Below are 21908 nucleotides of genomic sequence, written 5' to 3'. Positions count from 1 at the left end.
ATACAATGTTTGTTTCATACAAATGGTTAAGTGAATATGTAGATTTGTCAGGAGTAACAGCCGAGGAACTCGCAGAATTGATTACAAGAAGCGGGATTGAGGTAGAAGGTGTTGAAGTCCTAAATAAGGGAGTCAGTGGTGTTGTCGTTGGTCATGTTTTAGAGCGTGAACAACATCCGAATGCAGATAAATTGAATAAATGCTTAGTAGATATAGGTTTGGAAGAACCTGTCCAAATTATATGCGGTGCCTCAAATGTAGCTCAGGGACAGAAGGTTGCTGTGGCAACTGTTGGTGCTGTGTTACCAGGTGATTTCAAAATCAAGCGCGCAAAGCTTCGTGGGGAAGAATCAAACGGAATGATCTGCTCGCTTCAAGAGCTTGGTATTGAAGGGAAGCTTGTTCCAAAAGAGTTTGCAGAAGGAATCTATGTATTCCCAAGCGATGCCCCGGTTGGAACAGATGCTTTAGTTCAACTGAACCTAGACGATGAAATTTTAGAACTCAGCTTAACACCAAATCGTTCTGATTGCTTGAGTATGTTGGGTGTTGCTTTTGAGGTTGCGGCGATACTAGATCGCAAGGTGAAGTTTCCGACAATTCAAGTGAATCCAGGTGTAGAAAAAGCATGTGATTATATTAAGGTACGCGTAGATGCACTAGATGATAATCCTTTATATGTGGCAAAAGTAGTGAAGAATGTAGTAGTTGGTCCTTCTCCATACTGGATGCAAAGTCGATTAATGGGTGCAGGAATTCGTCCTATTAGTAACATCGTTGATATCACAAATTACATTTTATTAGAATATGGTCAACCACTTCATGCTTTTGATTATGATCGTTTAGGTTCAAAAGAGATCCTAGTAAGAAGAGCTCATGCAGATGAAAAATTAGTGACCCTTGATAATGTTGAAAGAACTTTAAAAGCGGATCATTTAGTTATTACGAATGGTAAAGAAGCTGTTGCACTAGCTGGTGTAATGGGTGGTGCTTCTTCAGAAGTACAATCCGATACAAAAACTATTTTGATTGAATCAGCGTATTTTGCAGGTGCTTCCGTGCGTAAAACTTCCAAGGATCATGGCCTAAGAAGTGAAGCGAGCACTCGTTTTGAAAAAGGAATAGATCCAAAACGTACGCATGAAGCAGCTGAACGTGCAGCACAGCTTATGGCGATGTATGCAGGTGGGACTGTCCTTGAAGGTACTGTAGAAGTAAATGAATTAAATGTGGAACTTGCTATCGTAAACATCAGTTTAGAAAGAATCAACAAAGTTATAGGAACAGAAATGACGACTGAAGTTGTCGAAGATATCCTACGCCGTCTTCAATTTGATTACACAGAAGATAATCATGTGTTTAAACTAACAATCCCTTCACGTCGCGGTGATATTACGATTGAAGAGGACATTGTTGAAGAGGTAGCAAGACTTTATGGCTATGATCGTCTACCAATTACTCTACCAGCAGGGGCGCAAACACCGGGTCGTTTAACAGAACGACAACAGCTTCGTAGACAAATTCGCAAGTTTTTTGAAGGGTCTGGACTTTATCAAGCGACAACCTACTCACTAACTAGTAAGGAGAAGGTTCACCGCTTCTTAAACGAGGAAGAGAGATTACAGCCGGTAGAATTATTGATGCCAATGAGCGAGGACCGTAGTGTTTTACGCTTAGGATTAGTTTCTCACCTTCTAGATGTTGTTAAGTACAATCTACATCGTCAAGTAGATCAGTTAGGATTTTATGAGATTGGCTCCGTCTTCATTCCAAGGGCTAAGGATGAATTGCCAAACGAAGAAGAAAAAATCGCAGGTGCTGTAACAGGTCTATGGCATACTCATTTATGGCAGGGTGAAAAGAAACTAGTTGATTTCTATGTGGTAAAGGGAATTCTTGATGGACTTTTTGATACAATTGGCGTCAAATCAGTTGAATACAAAGCAGCAGAAAGAAATGATCTACACCCTGGTAGAACGGCTCACATATTTGTAAGTGGTCAATATGTAGGATTTATCGGACAAATCCATCCTGCCACTCAAAAAGAGCTAGACCTTCAAGAAACGTATGTGTATGAATTGTCATTAGAAAAGCTTTCAACATTATTTGGAGCAAAAGTAGACTATGCTCCAGTTCCGAGATATCCTTCCATCACTCGTGACATTGCACTAGTGGTTGGGAAAGAAATATCCGCTGGAGAAATCGAACAAGTAATTGTTTCTGCCGGAGGAAAACTTTTAAAAGATGTCCACGTGTTCGATTTATATGAAGGAGAAAAAATGGAAGCGGGTAAGAAATCACTTGCCTTCTCATTACGTTATTTTGATCCAGAACGCACGCTTACTGATGAAGATGTAGTGAATGCACATGGGAAAGTGTTAAAAGCTGTTGAAAAAAAGACAGGTGCAGTGTTGAGGGGATAATATATCTCTATAGATTAATGACCTATTAGCGAGAGCTACTAGGTCATTTTTTTATTATGATTATCCTTTTAACTCAGAACGAAATTCTCCGACACCAATTGTTTTTAAGAAAAGGTCAAGTCTGTGTCTATTTGGGATTTTCTATAGAAAATCTGGTTTCGAAAAACTTTGTTGCATTTTAGAATAGGGGTTGATTGTAACGAGAGGATGCATCATTCCCCGGGGTGGGCGGTGAGCTTCCTCGGCCGAGAACGCCTTGCGTTGAGTCTCACCTGTCCCACTGCTCTAAGCAGGTGCCCTAGCACCAACTGTTCCAATCAACTCATTTATTTAAGGGTTGCTTGACCACTTTTTAGAGAAAGAGCTTAAAGAAAAACACCAACACGACTACTTATTCTGAGCTAGTGGGATAAGATAATCAGTATTTTAATTAAAATTCTTACTTCTCTAAATGCTTATACGCAAGAGCCATATTTATTTTACGTGAAGTTTTTCAGTATGAGTATTCGGTTATTGCAGATATAGTGCAAAAAAATGAACCGAATTGCAGAAAAATCTTAAGTAGGGTGAAGAAGGAGCTTCCTAAATTATATAGGAAACCATCAACTGATTCACAAAAAAAAAATCATGATCAATTAATAGGTGAATTCATTTCTGCTTTTAGTAAGGGAGAAATGATTGGATTGATAAACATTTTACATGAGGAAGTTGTCTACTATTCTGATGGCGGCGGAAAGACCAATGCAGCGATTCATCCTATTTACGGTCAAACAAGGGTTACAAAATTACTGTCTTCTCTTTCAAAATTACTTCACAGCATGAAACAAGAAGAGTTGAAGATATCCTTAAAGAACATAAACGGGTCAACTGGGATCGTTTTAGAGGATTCAAGAGGTATTTGGGCTGTTCTAGGTTTTGAGATCGAGCAAAGTAGAATTCTAGCCATTTATAATATTGTGAATCCTGATAAATTAAATAATGTAAATTCATACCTTTGATCTATGTGGGGGATCTTTAAAAACAAGAATAATGATAGTACGAAAGAATACTTAAAAGAGTTTGCTTGATCATTTTTAAATTACTCAAACAAACTTTTTTAATTATCTCATAAGCTTCTTCGCCTTCTCAGTATTCGCAAAATGAAGCTTCGCTGAACTTCTTAGAATCTCTTCTCCCTTTAATTTAATAAGCTGAGCCGCAATCCTGTCCACTCCCGGTCCTGCCCCTTTTTGTAAAGTGACCCCTACTTTTTCACTTAGCTTATCGAATTCTTTTACAAAAGCGTATCTAGCAATGATAGAAGCAGCTGCAACGGCAAGATGAACGCCTTCTGCTTTCGTACTAAAATAAACATTTTCTTTGATGATTTGTTTTTCATTTTTAATATGACGATAATACACATCTGGTTCGGCGAATTGGTCGATGAGAATGCCGTCTGGCTTTGTGGGCGATATTTTATCCAAGACATTGGCTAACGCCTTATTATGTAACAATGATTTTATTTTTCCTTGAGTCATTCCACGCTCTTGAATGGTGTTGTATTTGTCGTTATGTAATATGAGTAAGCTATGAGGAACAATTTTAATAATGTCTTTTGCAATTTTAATGATTTGAGGATCCTTTAAGTCTTTTGAATCCTTAACGCCAAGCTCTTTTAGAAGGTCCATCTGCGAGGGTTCAACGAATGCTGCAACGACGGTGATTGGGCCGAAATAGTCACCAGTCCCAACTTCATCAGAACCAATAATGGCCAAATTCTTAATATCTACTGGAATCGAGTATTGGTCTGACCTAGCTTTTGGACTAGATGATTTAGGCTTTGAAACAGAAGGTTGTCCTTCCCAATTACTACTTTCTTGATCCGCAAGACCACCTTGAAACATAACTTTTCCAGAGCGATAGGCCGTAACCATGCAAGTGGGAGGCTTAGCCGCAAACACTCCACCTGGTGGAATTTTATCTAGTAAAAAGGGTTTATAGTGTTCTTTCATTTTATTCATTGTATCTTGATTTACTACGATAACTTTAGTAGACAAAACAGATTTCCTCCTAGGGCGAGTAAACTTTACTTGTATCATCATAACCTACTTATACTAGTTCTTTCCAATAGTATAGGTTCGTGTTATCATATTTACAAGGATTCTTGTATGAGCGGGAGGCAACACTAATGTCTGAACAGAAAAAGACAAGGACAACAGTAGATATATATGGGCAACAATATTCAATAATCGGTAGTGAGAGTACTAGTTTTATACGATTAGTTGCCTCAATAGTAGACGATAAAATGAGAGAAATTAGTGAGAAGAATCCGACACTTGATAGTAGTAAGCTGGCTGTTTTAACTGCGGTCAATGTCGTTCATGATTACTTAAAAGTAAAAGATGAACTAGAAGCGATATTAGAAAAAATTAAGACTGAAAAGGGTTGACATACTATGCTAGACTTAGCAATTTTACTTATTCTTGGTATAGGTTTCATCATTGGATTAAGACGCGGCTTCATACTCCAAATCGTTCATCTAACAGGATTTATTGCAGCGTTTATAGTATCCTATTTGTATTATGATGATCTTGCACCAAAACTAAAGCTGTGGGTTCCCTATCCAGAACTAAGTGATGGAAGTATGATGTCGCTTATCTTTAGTAGTGAAAATTTAGAGCTGGCTTACTATAACGCCATCGCATTTGCCCTTCTTTTCTTCGGAACAAAAATTATTATGCAAATACTAGGTTCCATGCTAGATTTCCTTGCTCATATGCCAATTCTAAAGCAAATTAATGGATGGGCTGGTGGAGTATTAGGTTTTGTTGAAGTCTACTTAATCGTCTTTATTTTACTTTATATAGGGGCATTGGTACCGGTTGAAAATATACAAGTTCATATGCAAGATTCCTTTATCGCGATGACCATTGTAAAACATACACCTATTTTTTCTGGAACCATTCGTGATCTTTGGATTGAAAGTATAAATCTCTAATCGTACGAGCTCTCATTACAATGTAATGGGAGTTTTTTGCATAGATTGTACATTTTCCTCATTTCCTTGTATCCTTTTTATAAGAACTTACTGGACGGTGTTAACCATGAATAAAAAAGACGTTACTCAATTATTAGAAATGATTGCGATTTATATGGAATTGAAGGGTGAAAATGCGTTCAAAACGGCTGCCTTTCGAAAAGCTGCCATATCCATTGAACAGGATGAACGCCCTATAACAGAGATAGATGATATTACTGCTTTACCTGGGGTTGGTAAAGGAACGGCAGCTGTGATAGAGGAGTACTTGCAAACAGGACATTCAAATGTATTAGAGGAATTGCAGGCACAAGTTCCACCAGGACTAATCCCTTTATTGAAGCTACCAGGACTAGGTGGAAAGAAAATTGCCAAGCTATACAAAGAACTTGGAATAATAGATATAAATGGTTTAAAGGAATCGTGTGAGGAACAAAAAATTAGAGGCTTAGCAGGCTTTGGTGAAAAGTCGGAACAAAAAATTCTTCAAGCCATTCAAGAGGTAGGAAATCGACCAGATCGTTTACCTATTGCGTTTATGCTCCCGATCGCTCAAGAAATAGAAAGCAATCTTTGTGGTATGACTGAAATTGTTTCCTTTTCACGTGCAGGTAGTTTGAGAAGGGTTAGGGAAACCATTAAGGACCTAGATTTTATCATTTCGACCTATAACGCAATAGCTGTAAAAGAGCAATTACTTCGTATTAATAAAGTAAAAGATGTGATCGCCAGTGGCGAAACGAAAGTATCGTTGGTTTTAGACTATGAGTATGAGGTATCCGTTGATTTTCGACTTGTAAAACCAAAGGAATTTGCTACAACGCTTCATCATTTTACAGGATCGAAAGATCATAATGTTAAAATGAGGCAGGTTGCCAAAGAGCGTGGTTTAAAGATCAGCGAATACGGTGTGGAGAATATCGAGAACCAAGAAGTGACTACCTTTGAAACCGAAGAAGCATTCTATCAGTATTTTGGATTGACTTATATTCCACCTGAGCTTCGGGTTGGAGACAAAGAGATAGAAATTTTTGGAGCTCAGGTTCCTTTAGTTAAAATTGAAGACATCAAGGGCGATTTACATATGCATTCAACCTGGAGTGATGGTGCACATACAATCGAGCAAATGGCAGAAGCTTGTATAGCACGTGGGTACTCTTATATGGCCATAACTGACCATTCTAAATATTTACGCGTAGCTAATGGATTAACAGTGGAGCGGCTGAAAAGGCAACATGAAGAAATAAAACGATTGAATCAAAAATATAAAAACTTTACGATATTAACAGGTGTTGAAATGGATATTTTACCTGATGGAAGTTTAGATTATGATGATGAACTATTAGAAGAAATGGATATTGTTATTGCTTCCATTCACTCTAGTTTCTCACAGGACCAAAAAACCATCATGAAACGATTAAAGAATGCACTTACGAATGCTCACGTAGATATAATTGCTCATCCAACAGGTCGATTAATTGGAAGACGAGAAGGGTATGACGTCGATATGGACATGTTAATTGAGCTAGCTCGAGAGACAAATACAGCACTCGAATTAAATGCAAACCCAAATCGCTTGGACCTATCTTCTATTTATATACAGAAGGCACAGGATGCAGGCGTAAAAGTGATCATAAATACGGATGCTCATCATATCGATCAGTTAGGATACATGGATCTTGGAGTCTCCGTAGCAAAAAAGGGTTGGATCCGTAAAGAAAATGTAGTGAATGCCTGGAGTCTAGAACAGTTGAAGGCGTTTTTACACAGACATCAGTAAGAGGCATATAGGGAAAGGTGTTGTCATCATGCTAGAACGCACATTGAAAGTACTAGAATATGGAAAAGTGAAAGCTCAGCTTGCTAAGCATGCAGCCTCATCGCTTGGAAAAGAAAAAATAGAAAAATTAACACCTACTACTTCATTTGAAGATGCAGTAAAGTGGCAAGAGATGACAGACGAAGCCACAAATGTTCTTCGTTTAAAGGGAAATATACCGCTCGGTGGAATTTATGATATAAGTGCCTTTGCCAAACGTGCCAAAATCGGAAGCACGCTAAGTCCACATGAACTATTAAATATTTCAAGTACGATATATGCAACAAGGCAGGTTAAGAAGTTTATTGAAGATTTACTAGAAGCTGAACTTTCTATTCCATTTCTTGAAGGCTTTGCTGTTGAATTAATTGTCTTACTTGATTTGGAAAGAAAGATCAATTTCTGTATTGGTGATCATGGAGAAGTGTTAGACGGTGCAAGTGAAAAGCTAAAGACACTCCGCCAACAAATGAAAACATTTGAATCGAGAGCCAGAGAAAAGTTAGAGAATATGGTCAAGTCTAGCACTACTCAAAAAATGCTCTCAGATGCCATAATCACCATTCGAAATGACCGTTATGTGATCCCTGTAAAGCAGGAATACCGCAGTGCATTTGGTGGGACGGTTCACGATCAATCGGCGTCAGGAGCCACACTATTCATCGAGCCACAATCCGTTGTGGAATTAAATAATCAATTACATGAAGCCAAGCTAAAGGAACATATTGAAATTGAGCGAATCTTAATGGAGCTTTCAAAGGAAGTAGCAGTGGAGGCCGATCCAATAATTCAGAATGTTGGCCTCCTCGCAGAGATTGATTTTATGTTTGCAAAAGGCGCTTACAGTCAGAAGATCAAAGGCTCAAAGCCAATCATGAATAATAAAGGCTATATTAAATTAGTAAAAGCTAGACACCCTTTAATAGCTAATGATGTAGTGGTACCAAACGATGTAGAACTTGGAAAAGACTTTACAAGTATTGTCATAACCGGGCCAAACACAGGTGGTAAAACAGTCACATTGAAGCTAGTTGGACTATTTACCTTAATGGCTCAATCAGGATTACAACTCCCGGCATTAGATGGTTCAGAGATGGGCGTGTTCCAATCTGTCTATGCAGATATTGGGGATGAGCAATCCATTGAACAAAGCTTAAGTACCTTTTCTTCTCACATGGTAAACATTGTTGAAATCCTAAAAAATGTGGATTCCAAAAGCCTTGTGCTGTTTGATGAGTTAGGTGCAGGAACAGATCCGCAAGAAGGGGCAGCACTAGCCATTTCTATTTTGGACGAGGTATATAAGCGTGGTGCGAGAGTGATCGCGACCACTCACTATCCAGAACTAAAAGCGTATGGATACAACCGTGAAGGGGTTAGTAATGCAAGTGTTGAATTTGATGTTGAAACACTAAGTCCAACCTACAGATTATTAATCGGGGTGCCTGGTCGTAGTAATGCATTTGAGATATCAAAACGATTAGGATTACATCAGGATGTCATTGAAAACGCAAGACTTCATGTAAGCTCTGAAACCAATCAAGTCGAGAATATGATTGCTTCACTTGAAGATAATCGGAGGATGGCCGAGCAACAAATGGAGGAAGCAAAAGCGTTTCGAAAAGAAGCGGAGGAGACCCGTCAAGATCTTCAAAAACAAGTGAATGAATTTAATGAAAAAAGAGACAAAATGTATGTAAAGGCAGAACGAAAAGCAGCTGAATCTATTGAAAAAGCAAAACAGGAAGCAGAAGAAATTATTGCGCACTTGAGGGGATTGCAAAAACTTCAGCATTCCGCGATAAAGGATCATGAACTAATTGAGGCTCGTAAAAGATTAGAAGGTGCTGCCCCTCAATTAGTGAAAAAAAAGAAAGTTACGAAACAATCAACAGCTTACTCAAACAAGCTTGAGCCTGGTGACGAAGTGCAAATTCTAACGTTAAACCAAAAGGGACACTTAATTGAAAAGGTTAGCAGTCATGATTGGCAAGTCCAAATTGGGATCATGAAAATGAAAGTAAATGAAAAGAACATTGAATATGTGAGTCGAGCAAAGCCTGTTGAAACAAAGCCTCTAGCGACTGTTAGAGGATTAGATTCTCATGTGAAGCTAGAGCTAGATTTGCGTGGGGAACGGTTCGAGGATGCTTTAATGAAGGTTGAGAAATATATTGATGATGCGCTATTAGCAGGTTATCCGAGGGTTTCAATCATACATGGAAAAGGAACAGGAGCACTTCGTATTGGAGTACAGGAGTATGTGAAAAACCACCGATCTGTCAAAAAAGCTCGATATGGTGAAGCTTCTGAAGGTGGAACTGGGGTTACCATCATTGAGTTAAAGTAAGGAAGGAGAGAGTGAAGGTATGAATAGCTTTTGGGAAAATGAGTACATCCAATCAGCGGCCAATTACAGTGTTGTTGTTTTATGTGCAGTGTTGTTCTTAACCATTTTTGAGCTTGTTACAAAGTACAAAAATTGGGAACAAATCAAAAACGGAAACCTTGCTGTCGCTATGGCAACAGGTGGGAAAATCTTTGGGATAGCCAATATCTTTCGCTACTCCATTGCAGATCATGATACATTAATCACAATGATAGGGTGGGGCTTCTTTGGGTTTTTACTACTCCTAATTGGTTATTTTATTTTTGAGTTCCTCACTCCAACTTTTCGTATTGATGAAGAAATAGAAAAGGATAACCGGGCCGTTGGCTTGATCTCAATGATGATTTCAATCGGATTGTCTTACGTTGTAGGAGCTGGGATTGGGTCTTAAGTAATTTTGGAACGGTAAATAGGAGAGATTGTATGGAAACATTAGCAAAGGTTTTACTTATATTATGTGGTGTGTTTTTGTTAATAGGTATGATTTATATGATATTTATTGCATGAGAGACTAGTTACGTCTCTTTTTTTTATTTCAAAAATCCTAAAACCCTTATACCTATAAAATAGTTTATATTCTAGCCTACATTATTCATATGAGTACACAAAAAAGCGAGAATCCCTTATAACACTAAGGAGTTCTCGCTTTTTTATTTTCACTTTTTGAGTGAAAATAAATGAAAAGAATCCCTAACTTTGATATGTTTTAATCACCACTAAAAAACAAGAAAGAGGAAGGGATTCCATATGAAAAGTTTACAAGAAAATAGCTTATCTTTCAACAAAAGAGTAAGGATTAATATGGTACAAAGAGAGAGGTCTGTCCATTTTTGAATTATGAAGATTCTTCATTGGAACAGTATCGCTCAAATGTCTAGAAAAATAGATGAACTAAAAAGAAAACTCTCAAAAATGAACTTGGTTCTCAGAAACCTTTTGATTTATGGATAATTCTCGGAGAGAATCTACTTTATGAATAATCTGGGATATAATTTATTAAAATAATTGTATTTTTTTGTATATTTTAGGTGATTAATGTATAGGCACTGTCAGTGCAACAGGTACTAACAATTCCCCTAATTTACCAACTGATAAAGAGTTATAGAAAATTAAAAAACTCTTTAAATCTAGTGAAATTGTAGAGGGTGAAAAGTTTGATACATATCAGTTTAAAGATGTGGATATTACAGGTAACAGTATTTCAAGCGAAGAACAAACTAAAGAGATGTTAGTTTCCCCTTCGGGGAACAATTTTCTGGGATAATAGTGTTTTCCTTAGTGTTCGTCACAACTACTACATCGTGTTCTACCAATGAAGCAATCTGATGTTCAGCGCTAAAGTATCCTAAATCAGCAGCCAGAAAATCCACTTTTAAATCTCCTATTTGATTGAGTTTTTCAATCAATGGAAGAAGTACATTTACGTCTGAAGTATCGGGTGGAAGAATAATGAATAGTAAGACTACTTGCCCGTTAGGGGTAGGGCACACGATTGAATGCTTACGATATCCAATGAAAAACTTGTTTTGATTGGCCTTATTTCGTTGGACTCCCACTTTTGCATTAGGATCGGAATAGGTCTTTTCGCAATCACATGTTTTTTTACTTTCACAGTTGCATCGTTTCTTTTTATACCCATTCACATTTGCATAAACAGGCCTCGAATCAATGCCGGCAAGTGTGGCAGGTAAGAAGCCCTCTAATTTCAAAGCTTGACGGATGAGATCAAATAAAATTTCGTAAAACAACTCTACTGTTACTGCCTTTCGAAAGTGGCTTAAGCTACTGTGAACAGGCACATCATTTATGTTCGGAGTGCCAATAAAGTTGCGCCAAGCATGATTTTTGGGATCAATCAGCTGCTTACAAAGTTGACGAAAAGATGTGATTTCAGGACGAGTAAAGTAGAGATAATGCATTCGAAAATAAGTCCTTGGATCTACAAGAGGTCGTCCTCCGTCTTTGAAGAGTGGTTTAATTTTCTCTAACACAATCGAATCATCTACCAAATTAATATAATCAATTAGTTCGACGTCAAAACCGAGTGTGTTATAGTAATGGTAAGGAAGCAGTTCTAACTGCATATCCATGAAAATGCACCTCGCAAATTGGTATTTTTGGTGGTTTGGTCACTTCCATTTTACCATTTTTCGCTAAGGTGTATTTTTGTTTTTTTAAGATTTTAAGGGCTTTTTGAACAGGCTCTAAAAGACAACTTACCAATTGACTGGGGTTCAGAATTGGCTGTAATTCTGAGAAAGCACAGAAATTCCCAAGGGATAAGTCTGCCTAATCTTGGATAATCAACACTCGTGATTAATTATGGGAGTTGATTTTCAAGTTCCTAGGTTATTTAGACTTTATTGTCCAGAACGTGATTATCTCGTTCTGGTATATTTGAATTGTGTTGTTGTGCTTAAAGCTTTCATAATGGATGTAATTGGAACTCATGCAAAAGCAGAAACTAAACACAAATTTACTATTATAACATTTTATCGATGATCTGTGTATTGGGAAAAACATATGGGATTTAGGTGAATTAAACGGCATTTTGGGGTGCTATTTTCCCAATATATAAAGTGCGATTGTTCACCTATACTTAAAATAGGTTTATTTTCATAGTTTAACAGAATTACCACTAAAAGTAATTTAGTTGAAATCTACTGAAAATTATCTAAAAAAATTAAAGGAAGAAGGGAGAAAGTAAATAAAAAAAATTTCAGCTTCACTACTCGCGATTATATTCACTTTCAGCATGATCTTGACTCCAAGTGACGTATCAGCCAATACAGTAGGGGCGCCTACTGAAGGAACAACAATTTACAAGTATGTTTATAATGGTTTAGAAATGATTTCAGATACTGAATTGACTGAGAAAATGATCCAAGGTCTTTACAATCAAGCAGTATTTCCATCCTCTGTAAAGTCTAGTTATGCAACAAGTGCAGCTATTGGCGGACCGAACTTTGTGCCCGTAACCGAGCCTGGTTCTAGGATGCTTACAGAAAGAATTGTTAGGACAAATAGTAATAAGGATATTGAAATTGTTGCAGGGATTATTGCTGCTGCTTTATGGAAAAAAGCACCTGCTAAATTTAGTCAATCTAAATATGAGCATTGGGCAAGCGTTCCGATGACCTCATGGCTATTATCGGTACCTACTACTTATACAGGTACATGGCAAACAGAAGCTTGGAATGATTACAATGATTTATATGAAATAAAAAATACTTTAGTCCATTACAAATACAGCAATTTCACTACTCCAGTACAAGTTCAATATTGGACTGCCGGTTGGTCATCGACTCCAACACCAAGGTAAATAAAAGACCCCACTTTCTTAGGAGGGATCTTTTGATTATAATTTTCATCAAGAGGTGATAATGTGAAAAGCTTTGGTAAAGTACTATATATTCTCTTACTTGTAGTATCAGCAGTTCTCTTTCTCGCTACAAAATCTATTTGGGCACATTTATTTCTATTTATGATGTTCCCTATCACAGCATTTCTTTTTCAGCTAGTATACTCAATTCGTACTAAAAATTATCTTTGGGTTGGAGTATCATTTTTAGTAGTAAGTATCTCCTTTGTGTTTTTTATCCCTTTTTTTCTTGATAGAATATAATCCCTTAAATCTTTCTACAAGAATTCTAATCTAGTAAATTAAATTTACTTTAGTTTACAAAAGGGTAGTAATCGGAACTAACCAAAACAAAAAACCTGAAATTCGGGCATATTTGCTCAAATTTCAGGTTTTCTGTTTTGGGAAATATAGAGCCAACGGACAAAAATCCCCAGCCATTGGTACCAGTTGTCTAATTTAATGTTTATTGTAAATGAGTTCCCGCAGCTACTCCTTGGAACGAGTCCGATTTAATTTGTCAAATGCCATTTTGGACGAAATATGGTCAAAATCAGGAATTTCCTAATATGTACCTACTAATTTTTTACAGGGTATTTGTGGTAAGTAGAAACATTGCCCGTTCGGGCAAAAAGAAAAGCCATAATGAGTTTCCTTTGGTAAAATAGAAGTGACTAATCAACTAATACAAAAGGAGTCCATTATGGCTGCATCTATTATACCAAAATCTCATTCAAATGCAACTTACCTCCAACCATCATTTTCAATTATGCAAGAAGACTTTTCCTCTTTGCGCCATCTCCCTTATGTAAAACTGGCGCTAGACTTTCCATGGGAGGGTGTTTTCGCTCCCATTGAACAAGAATTTGCTCAGGCTCGATTTGAGCGCTATTCTAACAAGAAGAAGCAAGGTTGTTCAGACATAAACCAGGAAGAATTATTTTCCTACCTCCCCTTCTATACGTTGAAGTTATGGTCTCTAGTGTTCATCTTCAAGTTGCCGGAAACTCGGATTTCCGGACCGTCTGTGGTTTTACACAGGTTCCATGCCTCAGAACCTTTGAGCGTTTTGATCAAATTATGATTGAAAATGGATTGTGGGAAAAGGCAAGACAACTGATGGTTCAATTTAACATCGAACAAGGTATTATCGAGAAAGAAGAACAATTGGCGGGACAATGTTGGACTCATGAGAAAAAGTAACACCGTTAATATATCGCCCACAAAGTAGCACTAGTTTGTGGCGTAAAGTCAGAATTACCTTTATCTAGGAGTGTTTTTAAAGGTGGCCAGCATGATGGTACAACGCTAAAGACTACTTTAGAGAAAGTAACACAAGATCTTCCAAAAGATTGGCTGAAAGATGTTCAATATGTGAGCGCAGGTGGAATCTATCAAAATAAAGAAAATCAAAAACAAACAAAAGAAATTATTCAGGCTAAACTGCTTTCTCCTATAAATCAAGAAAAATAAAAGATCAGGAACTGAATTTACCTGGAATGACAAAGCTTGATAAGTATGGTGTTCCTCACTGCATAAGCGGCAACAATTAATTCTAAAAGGACTCTATGCAACAAAAGAACAATATATTTGGACGTGTCCAGTATTTGACCCCAAGTATTTACAGGAAGGACTTACTTGCACAGAGGCCTGTCACATTCAATGTTGTAAGGGAGCAAGAACTGGAAGAACAGTTCGCATACAACAATCATTAGCTCCACAAATTGATAAAGAATTTCCACAGCATCTTCAATCTTTTAAAACCAAATTTGCGGAGAGTACTGCCATTGAACGGGTAAACGCACAGGCCAAAGAAGGGCTTAGTATGCGAAGAGTTCATAAACGAGGCAAAGTGGCGGTCGAAGCACATATAGATAGATGCATCTTAACTGCACACACCTTAGCTTTTATGTCCGTTCAAGAAACAGGACAACTATACCGTGGTTGGAGAAAGCTATCAGCCTATCACTACCAATTTTTGTAAGATTAAAATTGATGACGGAATAAGTTTGCCCTTTTGTTGGTCTCGTTTAGAGATAAAGAAGAAATATAACCGAAGGTTCGAAAAAATTCCCCATCAGACCCCCTACTTACTTCCATTTTTTCAAGTACTCTTATTAAGATTTCAATTTTGTCCTCTGGCTCATACATAAAATAGCTTAATAATTTAAAGTAAGGTTCTTCGATTATCTAATTGTTTCTTTAGATAGCTAGTTCACTTGAGATTTGACAAATTTTTAAAAACAAATGTTATCTACTTATCATCCTCGAATTTTGAGCTCTCCCATCTATAAAGCTAGATTATCCAGTTCGTGATTATCAGGTTATGGAAGAAGTTCTAGATAAAAAACCTAAAATCCGGTTATATCTGCTTAATTTTGAAGTGCTCTTTTTTATTAAAGGGGTGTTCTATTTTAGAACAGGGGTCTTTTTGAAAGTTGTTTTACTTTCTTTAAAAGCTTTTTTTATTTGTTCTGCAATACGTCCTATAACTGGAACTACAACGGGAATCGCTCTAGTTCTGAAGTAGAACTAGGGTGGGGGCTCTAGGGTCAGACTTGAAGGGATTCAGACCTTTTCCAATTTCTTTTTTCCTGTGAATAATTTCGGTCTAGAGATATTGAAATTGCGTAAATAGTTGGACCAACCTATAGTAGGCCAGACTGTGGATATTTCTAAATTTTCTAATTTATTATAATTGTCACGCAAATAGTTGTGTACTATAATAAAGATAATAAATATTTTCTATTATAGAGAAGGAGGCAAGATACAGATGAGTATGCCTTGGCTTGAAAATTATCCTTCTGAGATTCCACATACAATCACTTACGATGGAGAGACCGTCCACCATTACTTACAAGAATCGGCAAAGAACTACCCTGAAAAGAAAGCGCTTCACTTTTTAGGAAAAGAAATGACCTTTAGGCAGCTTTATAAAGAATCCTTACAGTTTGCCAATTATTTAATTAAGATTGGGCTTCAGAAAGGTGACCGAGTTTCGATTATGCTACCGAACTGTCCACAAGCTGTTATTGGATATTATGGTACCCTGTTCGCTGGTGGAATTGTTGTGCAAACGAATCCTCTTTACATGGAGCGTGAGCTTGAGTACCAATTAAACGATTCAGGCGCAAAGGTTATTCTTTGTTTAGACCTTTTATACCCTCGGGTTAGTAAGGTAAAGGCACTAACAAATTTAGAAAATATCATCGTGACTGGTATTAAAGACTACTTACCGTTTCCTAAAAATTTACTTTACCCTTCCATTCAAAAAAAGCAGTACGGTATTGTAGTGAAAGTTGAGCATCAAGGGGATAATCATTTATTTAAGACCATCTTAGCTACTACTCCAGATCAAGAAATAACAGTTGAGATTGATCCTAAAGAGGATGTTGCTTTGCTTCAGTATACGGGAGGGACAACGGGGTTTCCGAAGGGTGTGATGCTAACCCATGAGAATCTTGTATCCAACACGAAAATGTGTGATTACTGGATGTATAAGTGCAAAAAAGGCGAAGAGAAAATCCTTGGTATTGTTCCGTTTTTTCACGTGTATGGAATGACTGTGGTTATGAATCTATCGATTATGCAGGGCTTTCAAATGATCCTCTTACCAAAGTTTGATGCAGAAACAACACTGAAGACGATTCAGAAACAAAAACCAACTTTATTTCCAGGTGCACCAACGATTTATATTGCTTTACTAAACCATCCAGATATTCAAAAATACGATCTATCGTCCATAGACTCATGTATTAGTGGGTCTGCCCCTTTACCGGTAGAGGTTCAAGAAAAATTTGAAAAAGTAACGGGTGGGAAGCTAGTCGAAGGATATGGTTTAACTGAAACTTCTCCCGTCACCCACGCAAATTTCCTTTGGCAAAAAAGAATTAGTGGAAGTGTCGGTGTCCCTTGGCCTAGTACTGATTCAAAAATTATTTCAATGGAGACAGGAGAAATGGCTGACTTTAAGGAAATTGGTGAAATAATTGTCAAAGGGCCACAAGTGATGAAGGGGTATTGGAATAAACCTGAAGAAACAGAAGCTGTATTAAAGGATGGTTGGTTTTACACCGGTGATCTTGGGTATATGGATGAAGAAGGTTATTTCTATATTGTTGACCGAAAAAAGGATATGATTATTGCTGGTGGATTTAACATCTATCCACGTGAAATAGAAGAAGTACTTTATGAGAACGACAAGGTGCAAGAAGTAGTGGTTGCAGGTATTCCAGATCCATATCGCGGAGAAACAGTAAAAGCCTACATTGTCCTTAAAGAAGGTGCAAACAGTTCTGAAGAAGAACTTGATGCTTTTGCGAGAAAGCATTTAGCCGCTTTTAAAGTACCGAGAATCTATGAGTTTAGAAAAGAGCTGCCCAAAACAGCTGTTGGAAAAATTTTAAGGCGAGCTCTTGTTGAAGAAGAGAAGGAAAAACAATCAAAGGCTCAATAGCTAAGAATCCAAAAAGGGGCGATTTTTGCCCCCTTTACATATTGCATTTCAACCTCTTGACAGGTAAGTGTCGGTCAATTAGAATGAAAATATGAATGAATAATCATTCATTATTAGCTTTACTAAAATTAGAGCTAATAAAAGGAGAAAAAGTACATTGAAACGGAACAAACCAAAATACAAGCAAATTATAGATGCAGCAGTCATTGTCATAGCCGAAAATGGGTATCATCATGCACAAGTGTCTAAGATTGCTAAGACGGCAGGAGTCGCTGACGGTACAATATACTTATATTTTAAGAATAAGGAGGATATTTTAGTCTCCTTATTTGAAGAAAAAATGGGAATGTTTGTAGAAAACCTAGAGAATGAAATTTCAGGTATTCCTAGTGCAGCAGAAAAATTATATAATCTAGTAGAAATGCATTTTCATCATCTAGGTTCAGACCCCCATTTAGCAGTTGTCACACAGCTAGAGCTTCGTCAATCCAATAAAGAGCTTCGCTTGAGAATTAATGAGGTATTGAAGGGCTACTTAGCTGTCGTTGACCATATTGTGAAAGCAGGAATGACTAGTGGGGAGTTTCGTCCTGATTTAGATATAAGGTTAGCTAGACAAATGATTTTTGGTACAATTGATGAAACAGTCACTAGCTGGGTGATGAATGATCAAAAGTATGATTTAATTCAGCTCGTAAAACCTGTGAATCAATTGTTAATTAATGGGTGTGGATACTCTCAATCTGTTACTTGATTCTAAGAGAATGTTACGCTGATTATTAGGAGGATGACTAGTTGGAGTACTTTAAAGTAGTAGTAAATGATTCAGTTGCGATAATTACATTGAATAGAGCTCCAGCAAATGCTCTATCATCTCATGTTTTGAAAGAGCTTTCATTTGTATTAAATGAGCTTGAACAGTCAGACGATGTTAGGGTATTATTACTACATGGAGAAGGTCGTTTCTTTTCTGCTGGTGCCGATATTAAAGAGTTTACTACGGTTCCAAACGGAGAAGAATTCGAGAAGCTTTCAACATATGGACAAGATCTGTTTGAGAGAATGGAAAGCTTTCCGAAGCCTATTATTGCCGCCATTCATGGTGCAGCATTAGGTGGGGGGCTTGAATTAGCAATGGGATGTCATATGAGAATAGTATCAGAGAATGCCAAACTCGGACTCCCTGAATTGCAACTTGGCTTAATTCCAGGCTTTGCAGGTACTCAACGACTTACTCGTTTTGTTGGTGCACCAAAGGCCGCTGAAATGCTACTAACGAGTGATCCTATTTCGGGAACAGAAGCTGTTACGCTTGGTCTAGCTAATTTTGCTGTATCTGAAGAGTTACTTTTAGAAGAATCTCTCAAACTAGCAAAAAAGATTGCAAAGAAGAGCCCTGTTTCAATGAAGGCTGCAATTGAGTTACTTAATTACTCAAAAGCAGGTGCATTTTTTGAAGGAGTAAAACGCGAAGCCACGCTGTTTGGTGAAGTGTTTACATCAGAAGACGGTCAAGAAGGTATAGCTGCTTTTATTGAGAAACGTGAGCCTATATTTAAAGGCAAGTAGTTTTTTTAAAAAAATTTCTGGAATTCTTAAAATGGTAGAAATCTATATACAATTGCAAAATCCCAAGGAGGGTATACAATGAATATTTTTGTACTCATGAAAAGAACTTTTGATACGGAAGAAAAAATCGCAATTTCAAACGGGAAAATTGCCGAAGATGGTGCTGAATTTATTATCAATCCTTACGATGAATATGCAATTGAGGAAGCCATACAGCTTCGCGACAGCAATGGGGGCGAAGTAACAGTTGTTACTGTTGGTGGAGAAGATTCTGAGAAACAGTTACGCACAGCATTAGCAATGGGCGCTGATAAGGCCGTCTTAATTAATATCGAGGACGATATTGAAAATGGAGATCAGTATACAACCGCTACTATTTTAGCTAAGTTCTTTGAAGATAAAGAAGTTGATATTATTCTTGGTGGGAATGTTGCCATTGATGGTGGTACGGGACAAGTAGGCCCACGACTAGCCGAACTTCTAAACATTCCTTATGTAACGACTATTACGAAGCTTGAAGTAGATGGTACTACTGTTAAAATTGAACGTGATGTTGAAGGTGATTCAGAAGTCATTGAAACATCACTACCTGTTCTAGTAACTGCACAACAAGGTTTAAATGAGCCAAGATATCCTTCACTACCAGGTATCATGAAGGCGAAAAAGAAGCCACTTGAAGAACTGGAACTAGATGATTTAGATTTAGAAGAAGAAGATGTTGAAGCAAAAACTAAGACAATTGAAATCTATCTACCTCCTAAAAAGGAAGCAGGCAAGATTTTAGTGGGTGACCTACAAGACCAGGTAAAAGAGCTAGTTTCATTACTTCATACAGAAGCTAAAGTGGTGTAATTCACCGTTATTCATACTTACAATCGATCAAGGAGGTAATTAAAGATGGCTAAAAAAGTTCTTGTATTAGGTGAAGTACGTGAAGGTGGATTACGTAATGTTTCATTCGAAGCGATTGGAGCAGCTAAACAAATTGCTGAAGGTGGAGAGGTAGTAGCCCTTTTAGTTGGAGAGCAAGTTAGTGGATTAACCGAACAACTTTTTCATTATGGGGCAGATCGTGTTCTAACTGTTGAGCATGCAAACTTAAAAAACTACACTCCTGATGGCTACTCACAGGCAGTAATGGCTGCGATTGACGCAGAAAAGCCTGAAGGACTCGTATTTGGTCATACGGCTCTTGGGAAAGACCTTTCTCCTAAAATAGCGAGTAAGTTAAATTCGGGTCTCATCTCAGATGTTACTGACATTGAGGTAGCTGGCGGGAATATCGTGTTCACTCGTCCAATCTATTCTGGAAAAGCATTTGAAAAGAAAATTGTTACAGATGGTTTGATTTTTGCGACTGTACGTCCAAATAACATTGCTTCTTTAGTTGCCGATCCTGCACGTTCCGGCTCAGTTTCTGCTTTAGCTGTTGATATTAAAGACTTACGCACAATCGTAAAAGAAATTGTTCGTAAGGCGACAGAAGGTGTAGACCTTTCTGAAGCAAAAGTAGTCATTTCTGGTGGTCGTGGTGTAAAAAGTGAAGACGGCTTTAATCCTTTAAAAGAGCTAGCTGCTGTTTTAGGTGGAGCTGTGGGTGCTTCACGTGGGGCTTGTGATGCTGAATACTGTGATTACTCCCTCCAGATTGGTCAAACAGGTAAAGTTGTAACTCCTGATTTATACATTGCTTGCGGAATTTCAGGAGCTATCCAACACTTAGCTGGGATGTCTAACTCAAAAGTTATTGTTGCGATTAATAAGGATCCAGAAGCAAATATTTTCAAAGTAGCAGACTACGGTATTGTAGGAGATCTATTTGAAATAGTGCCATTGTTGACGGAAGAGTTTAAGAAATTAAAAGTACATTCTTAATATATAAGAGGAGCTACTGCAGAGATGCGGTGGCTTTTTATTTTAGTATGAAATCAGTTTCCCTCCCTATGCGGGGAAGGGCGGCATCGATACGAAGACTGAAACCAAAAATCAAAATCCATGAACCCCAAACAAAAAAACCAAACAAAAAAACGAAACATAATCCCAACCCCAAAGATTAAATCCCTTTTCTAAAAAAATGTTGCTTTTAGATGGGAGTTTGTAAATTTTCCCTTTGATAAATAAGTTGATTGGAGGAGCGGAAAGCGAGCATCCTGGAGAGGAAACTATTTTTGGTTAATTAGTAACAATGTTTAAGAAAAACGCTAAACCGTAAGACCACATTGAACAGTAACAGAACCTTGATTTTATTTAGAGCATGAATGGATATATCATGGGTAAATTAATTGTGAGCAAAAAGTTAGCATGTGAAAAAGTGAGATGGTATACTTTGGTTATAGTCAAAGAAGCAATTTATTAGGAGGAATTCAAATGGCAATTTCAAACGTAAATGATCAAAATTTCTCAACTGAAACAAGTGAAGGTCTTGTATTAGCTGATTTTTGGGCACCTTGGTGTGGGCCTTGTAAGATGATTGCTCCAGTTCTTGAAGAACTTGATGGTGAAATGGGAGATAAAGTAAAGATTGTCAAATTAGATATTGACCAAAACCAAGAAACAGCTAGTAAGTATGGAGTAATGAGCATACCCACACTTCTTGTTATGAAAAACGGAGAAGTAGTTGATAAAGTGGTCGGTTTCCAACCGAAGGATGCTTTAGCTGAAGTATTAGAGAAACACGTGTAAACGAACTAGTAATTAGTTATGTCTAGGATAACAACTATAAAAGTACGCTAAAACGCATTTGATTTTCTTATTGAAAATCAAATGCGTTTTTTTATGTAGGTTGGTTTAGAATATATTTTTGTTTACACTATCCCCGTTCCTATTAATTATTACCAGTAATCAAATTGGTGACGTCTATACTTCTAATTTTATA

General features: G+C 37.4%; 18 protein-coding genes. 16 read left to right on the top strand and 2 right to left on the bottom strand.

The window, feature by feature from the left end; genetic code table 11:
• The first annotated feature begins 5 nt into the window (after window positions 1–5).
• Both pheT and ACOI1C_RS03805 read left to right on the top strand, forming a co-directional pair.
• Window positions 6–2423 (top strand): phenylalanine--tRNA ligase subunit beta, encoded by a 2418-nt coding sequence (pheT, locus tag ACOI1C_RS03810; protein ID WP_422508139.1) that lies wholly within the window; start codon window positions 6–8, stop codon window positions 2421–2423.
• A gap of 566 nt (window positions 2424–2989) precedes the next feature.
• Window positions 2990–3421 (top strand): hypothetical protein, encoded by a 432-nt coding sequence (locus ACOI1C_RS03805; protein ID WP_422508137.1) that lies wholly within the window; start codon window positions 2990–2992, stop codon window positions 3419–3421.
• A gap of 102 nt (window positions 3422–3523) precedes the next feature.
• On the opposite strand, the gene rnhC is transcribed toward ACOI1C_RS03805, so the two are convergent.
• Window positions 3524–4459, bottom strand: coding sequence for a ribonuclease HIII (rnhC, locus tag ACOI1C_RS03800; protein WP_422508135.1), 936 nt, complete (start codon window positions 4457–4459; stop codon window positions 3524–3526).
• A 131-nt stretch (window positions 4460–4590) separates the two neighbouring features.
• On the opposite strand from rnhC, the gene zapA reads away from it, so the two are divergent.
• From zapA to ACOI1C_RS03775, 5 genes are all read left to right on the top strand, one after another.
• Window positions 4591–4851: a cell division protein ZapA gene (gene zapA / locus ACOI1C_RS03795; RefSeq protein WP_422508133.1), complete on the top strand. Its 261-nt coding sequence runs from the start codon at window positions 4591–4593 to the stop codon at window positions 4849–4851.
• 6 nt (window positions 4852–4857) lie between these two features.
• The gene (locus tag ACOI1C_RS03790) at window positions 4858–5400 is read left to right on the top strand and encodes a CvpA family protein (RefSeq protein WP_422508131.1); all 543 of its coding nucleotides are present in this window, start codon (window positions 4858–4860) and stop codon (window positions 5398–5400) included.
• Window positions 5401–5506: 106 nt separating this feature from the next.
• Window positions 5507–7219 carry a DNA polymerase/3'-5' exonuclease PolX gene (polX, locus tag ACOI1C_RS03785; protein ID WP_422508129.1) on the top strand — a complete coding sequence of 571 codons (1713 nt, stop codon included), beginning with the start codon at window positions 5507–5509 and terminating at the stop codon, window positions 7217–7219.
• Between the two features lie 28 nt (window positions 7220–7247).
• Entirely contained in the window at window positions 7248–9608 is a 2361-nt protein-coding gene (locus ACOI1C_RS03780; RefSeq protein ID WP_422508127.1) for an endonuclease MutS2, read from the top strand.
• A gap of 19 nt (window positions 9609–9627) precedes the next feature.
• On the top strand, window positions 9628–10038 hold the full coding sequence (locus tag ACOI1C_RS03775; RefSeq protein WP_422508125.1) for a DUF350 domain-containing protein: 411 nt from the start codon (window positions 9628–9630) through the stop codon (window positions 10036–10038).
• A gap of 826 nt (window positions 10039–10864) precedes the next feature.
• Here the strand turns inward: ACOI1C_RS03775 and ACOI1C_RS03770 are convergent.
• Window positions 10865–11737 carry a transposase gene (locus ACOI1C_RS03770; protein ID WP_422508123.1) on the bottom strand — a complete coding sequence of 291 codons (873 nt, stop codon included), beginning with the start codon at window positions 11735–11737 and terminating at the stop codon, window positions 10865–10867.
• A gap of 671 nt (window positions 11738–12408) precedes the next feature.
• Here ACOI1C_RS03770 and ACOI1C_RS03765 point away from each other — a divergent pair.
• From ACOI1C_RS03765 to trxA, 9 genes are all read left to right on the top strand, one after another.
• The gene (locus tag ACOI1C_RS03765; RefSeq protein ID WP_422508121.1) at window positions 12409–12969 is read left to right on the top strand and encodes a hypothetical protein; all 561 of its coding nucleotides are present in this window, start codon (window positions 12409–12411) and stop codon (window positions 12967–12969) included.
• 951 nt (window positions 12970–13920) lie between these two features.
• The gene (locus ACOI1C_RS03760; protein ID WP_422508119.1) at window positions 13921–14211 is read left to right on the top strand and encodes a hypothetical protein; all 291 of its coding nucleotides are present in this window, start codon (window positions 13921–13923) and stop codon (window positions 14209–14211) included.
• Between the two features lie 622 nt (window positions 14212–14833).
• Window positions 14834–14992 carry a hypothetical protein gene (locus ACOI1C_RS03755; protein ID WP_422508118.1) on the top strand — a complete coding sequence of 53 codons (159 nt, stop codon included), beginning with the start codon at window positions 14834–14836 and terminating at the stop codon, window positions 14990–14992.
• Between the two features lie 789 nt (window positions 14993–15781).
• Complete coding sequence (locus ACOI1C_RS03750) at window positions 15782–17464, top strand: long-chain-fatty-acid--CoA ligase (protein ID WP_422508116.1); 1683 nt, start codon at window positions 15782–15784, stop codon at window positions 17462–17464.
• 157 nt (window positions 17465–17621) lie between these two features.
• Entirely contained in the window at window positions 17622–18218 is a 597-nt protein-coding gene (locus tag ACOI1C_RS03745; protein WP_422508114.1) for a TetR/AcrR family transcriptional regulator, read from the top strand.
• A 41-nt stretch (window positions 18219–18259) separates the two neighbouring features.
• Window positions 18260–19033 (top strand): enoyl-CoA hydratase, encoded by a 774-nt coding sequence (locus tag ACOI1C_RS03740; RefSeq protein WP_422508112.1) that lies wholly within the window; start codon window positions 18260–18262, stop codon window positions 19031–19033.
• Window positions 19034–19111: 78 nt separating this feature from the next.
• The gene (locus ACOI1C_RS03735) at window positions 19112–19885 is read left to right on the top strand and encodes an electron transfer flavoprotein subunit beta/FixA family protein (RefSeq protein ID WP_422508110.1); all 774 of its coding nucleotides are present in this window, start codon (window positions 19112–19114) and stop codon (window positions 19883–19885) included.
• A gap of 45 nt (window positions 19886–19930) precedes the next feature.
• Window positions 19931–20908: an electron transfer flavoprotein subunit alpha/FixB family protein gene (locus ACOI1C_RS03730; protein ID WP_422508109.1), complete on the top strand. Its 978-nt coding sequence runs from the start codon at window positions 19931–19933 to the stop codon at window positions 20906–20908.
• 492 nt (window positions 20909–21400) lie between these two features.
• Window positions 21401–21715: a thioredoxin gene (gene trxA / locus ACOI1C_RS03725; RefSeq protein ID WP_422508107.1), complete on the top strand. Its 315-nt coding sequence runs from the start codon at window positions 21401–21403 to the stop codon at window positions 21713–21715.
• Window positions 21716–21908 lie beyond the last annotated feature (193 nt).

It is taken from the genome of Bacillus sp. DJP31 (genome assembly GCF_049310945.1).
Lineage (GTDB): Bacteria > Bacillota > Bacilli > Bacillales > SA4 > Bacillus_BS.
This window is presented reverse-complemented; position numbering and strand designations above follow the sequence as displayed.

What these genes read in the sequence shown, in the direction of transcription:
- pheT (WP_422508139.1), top strand. Translation starts at nt 6, where the DNA reads ATGTTTGTTTCATACAAATGGTTAAGTGAATATGTAGATTTGTCAGGA.
- zapA (WP_422508133.1), top strand. Translation starts at nt 4,591, where the DNA reads ATGTCTGAACAGAAAAAGACAAGGACAACAGTAGATATATATGGGCAA.
- ACOI1C_RS03790 (WP_422508131.1), top strand. Translation starts at nt 4,858, where the DNA reads ATGCTAGACTTAGCAATTTTACTTATTCTTGGTATAGGTTTCATCATT.
- polX (WP_422508129.1), top strand. Translation starts at nt 5,507, where the DNA reads ATGAATAAAAAAGACGTTACTCAATTATTAGAAATGATTGCGATTTAT.
- ACOI1C_RS03780 (WP_422508127.1), top strand. Translation starts at nt 7,248, where the DNA reads ATGCTAGAACGCACATTGAAAGTACTAGAATATGGAAAAGTGAAAGCT.
- ACOI1C_RS03775 (WP_422508125.1), top strand. Translation starts at nt 9,628, where the DNA reads ATGAATAGCTTTTGGGAAAATGAGTACATCCAATCAGCGGCCAATTAC.
- ACOI1C_RS03770 (WP_422508123.1), bottom strand. Translation starts at nt 11,737, where the DNA reads ATGGATATGCAGTTAGAACTGCTTCCTTACCATTACTATAACACACTC.
- ACOI1C_RS03755 (WP_422508118.1), top strand. Translation starts at nt 14,834, where the DNA reads ATGCGAAGAGTTCATAAACGAGGCAAAGTGGCGGTCGAAGCACATATA.
- ACOI1C_RS03750 (WP_422508116.1), top strand. Translation starts at nt 15,782, where the DNA reads ATGAGTATGCCTTGGCTTGAAAATTATCCTTCTGAGATTCCACATACA.
- ACOI1C_RS03735 (WP_422508110.1), top strand. Translation starts at nt 19,112, where the DNA reads ATGAATATTTTTGTACTCATGAAAAGAACTTTTGATACGGAAGAAAAA.
- ACOI1C_RS03730 (WP_422508109.1), top strand. Translation starts at nt 19,931, where the DNA reads ATGGCTAAAAAAGTTCTTGTATTAGGTGAAGTACGTGAAGGTGGATTA.
- trxA (WP_422508107.1), top strand. Translation starts at nt 21,401, where the DNA reads ATGGCAATTTCAAACGTAAATGATCAAAATTTCTCAACTGAAACAAGT.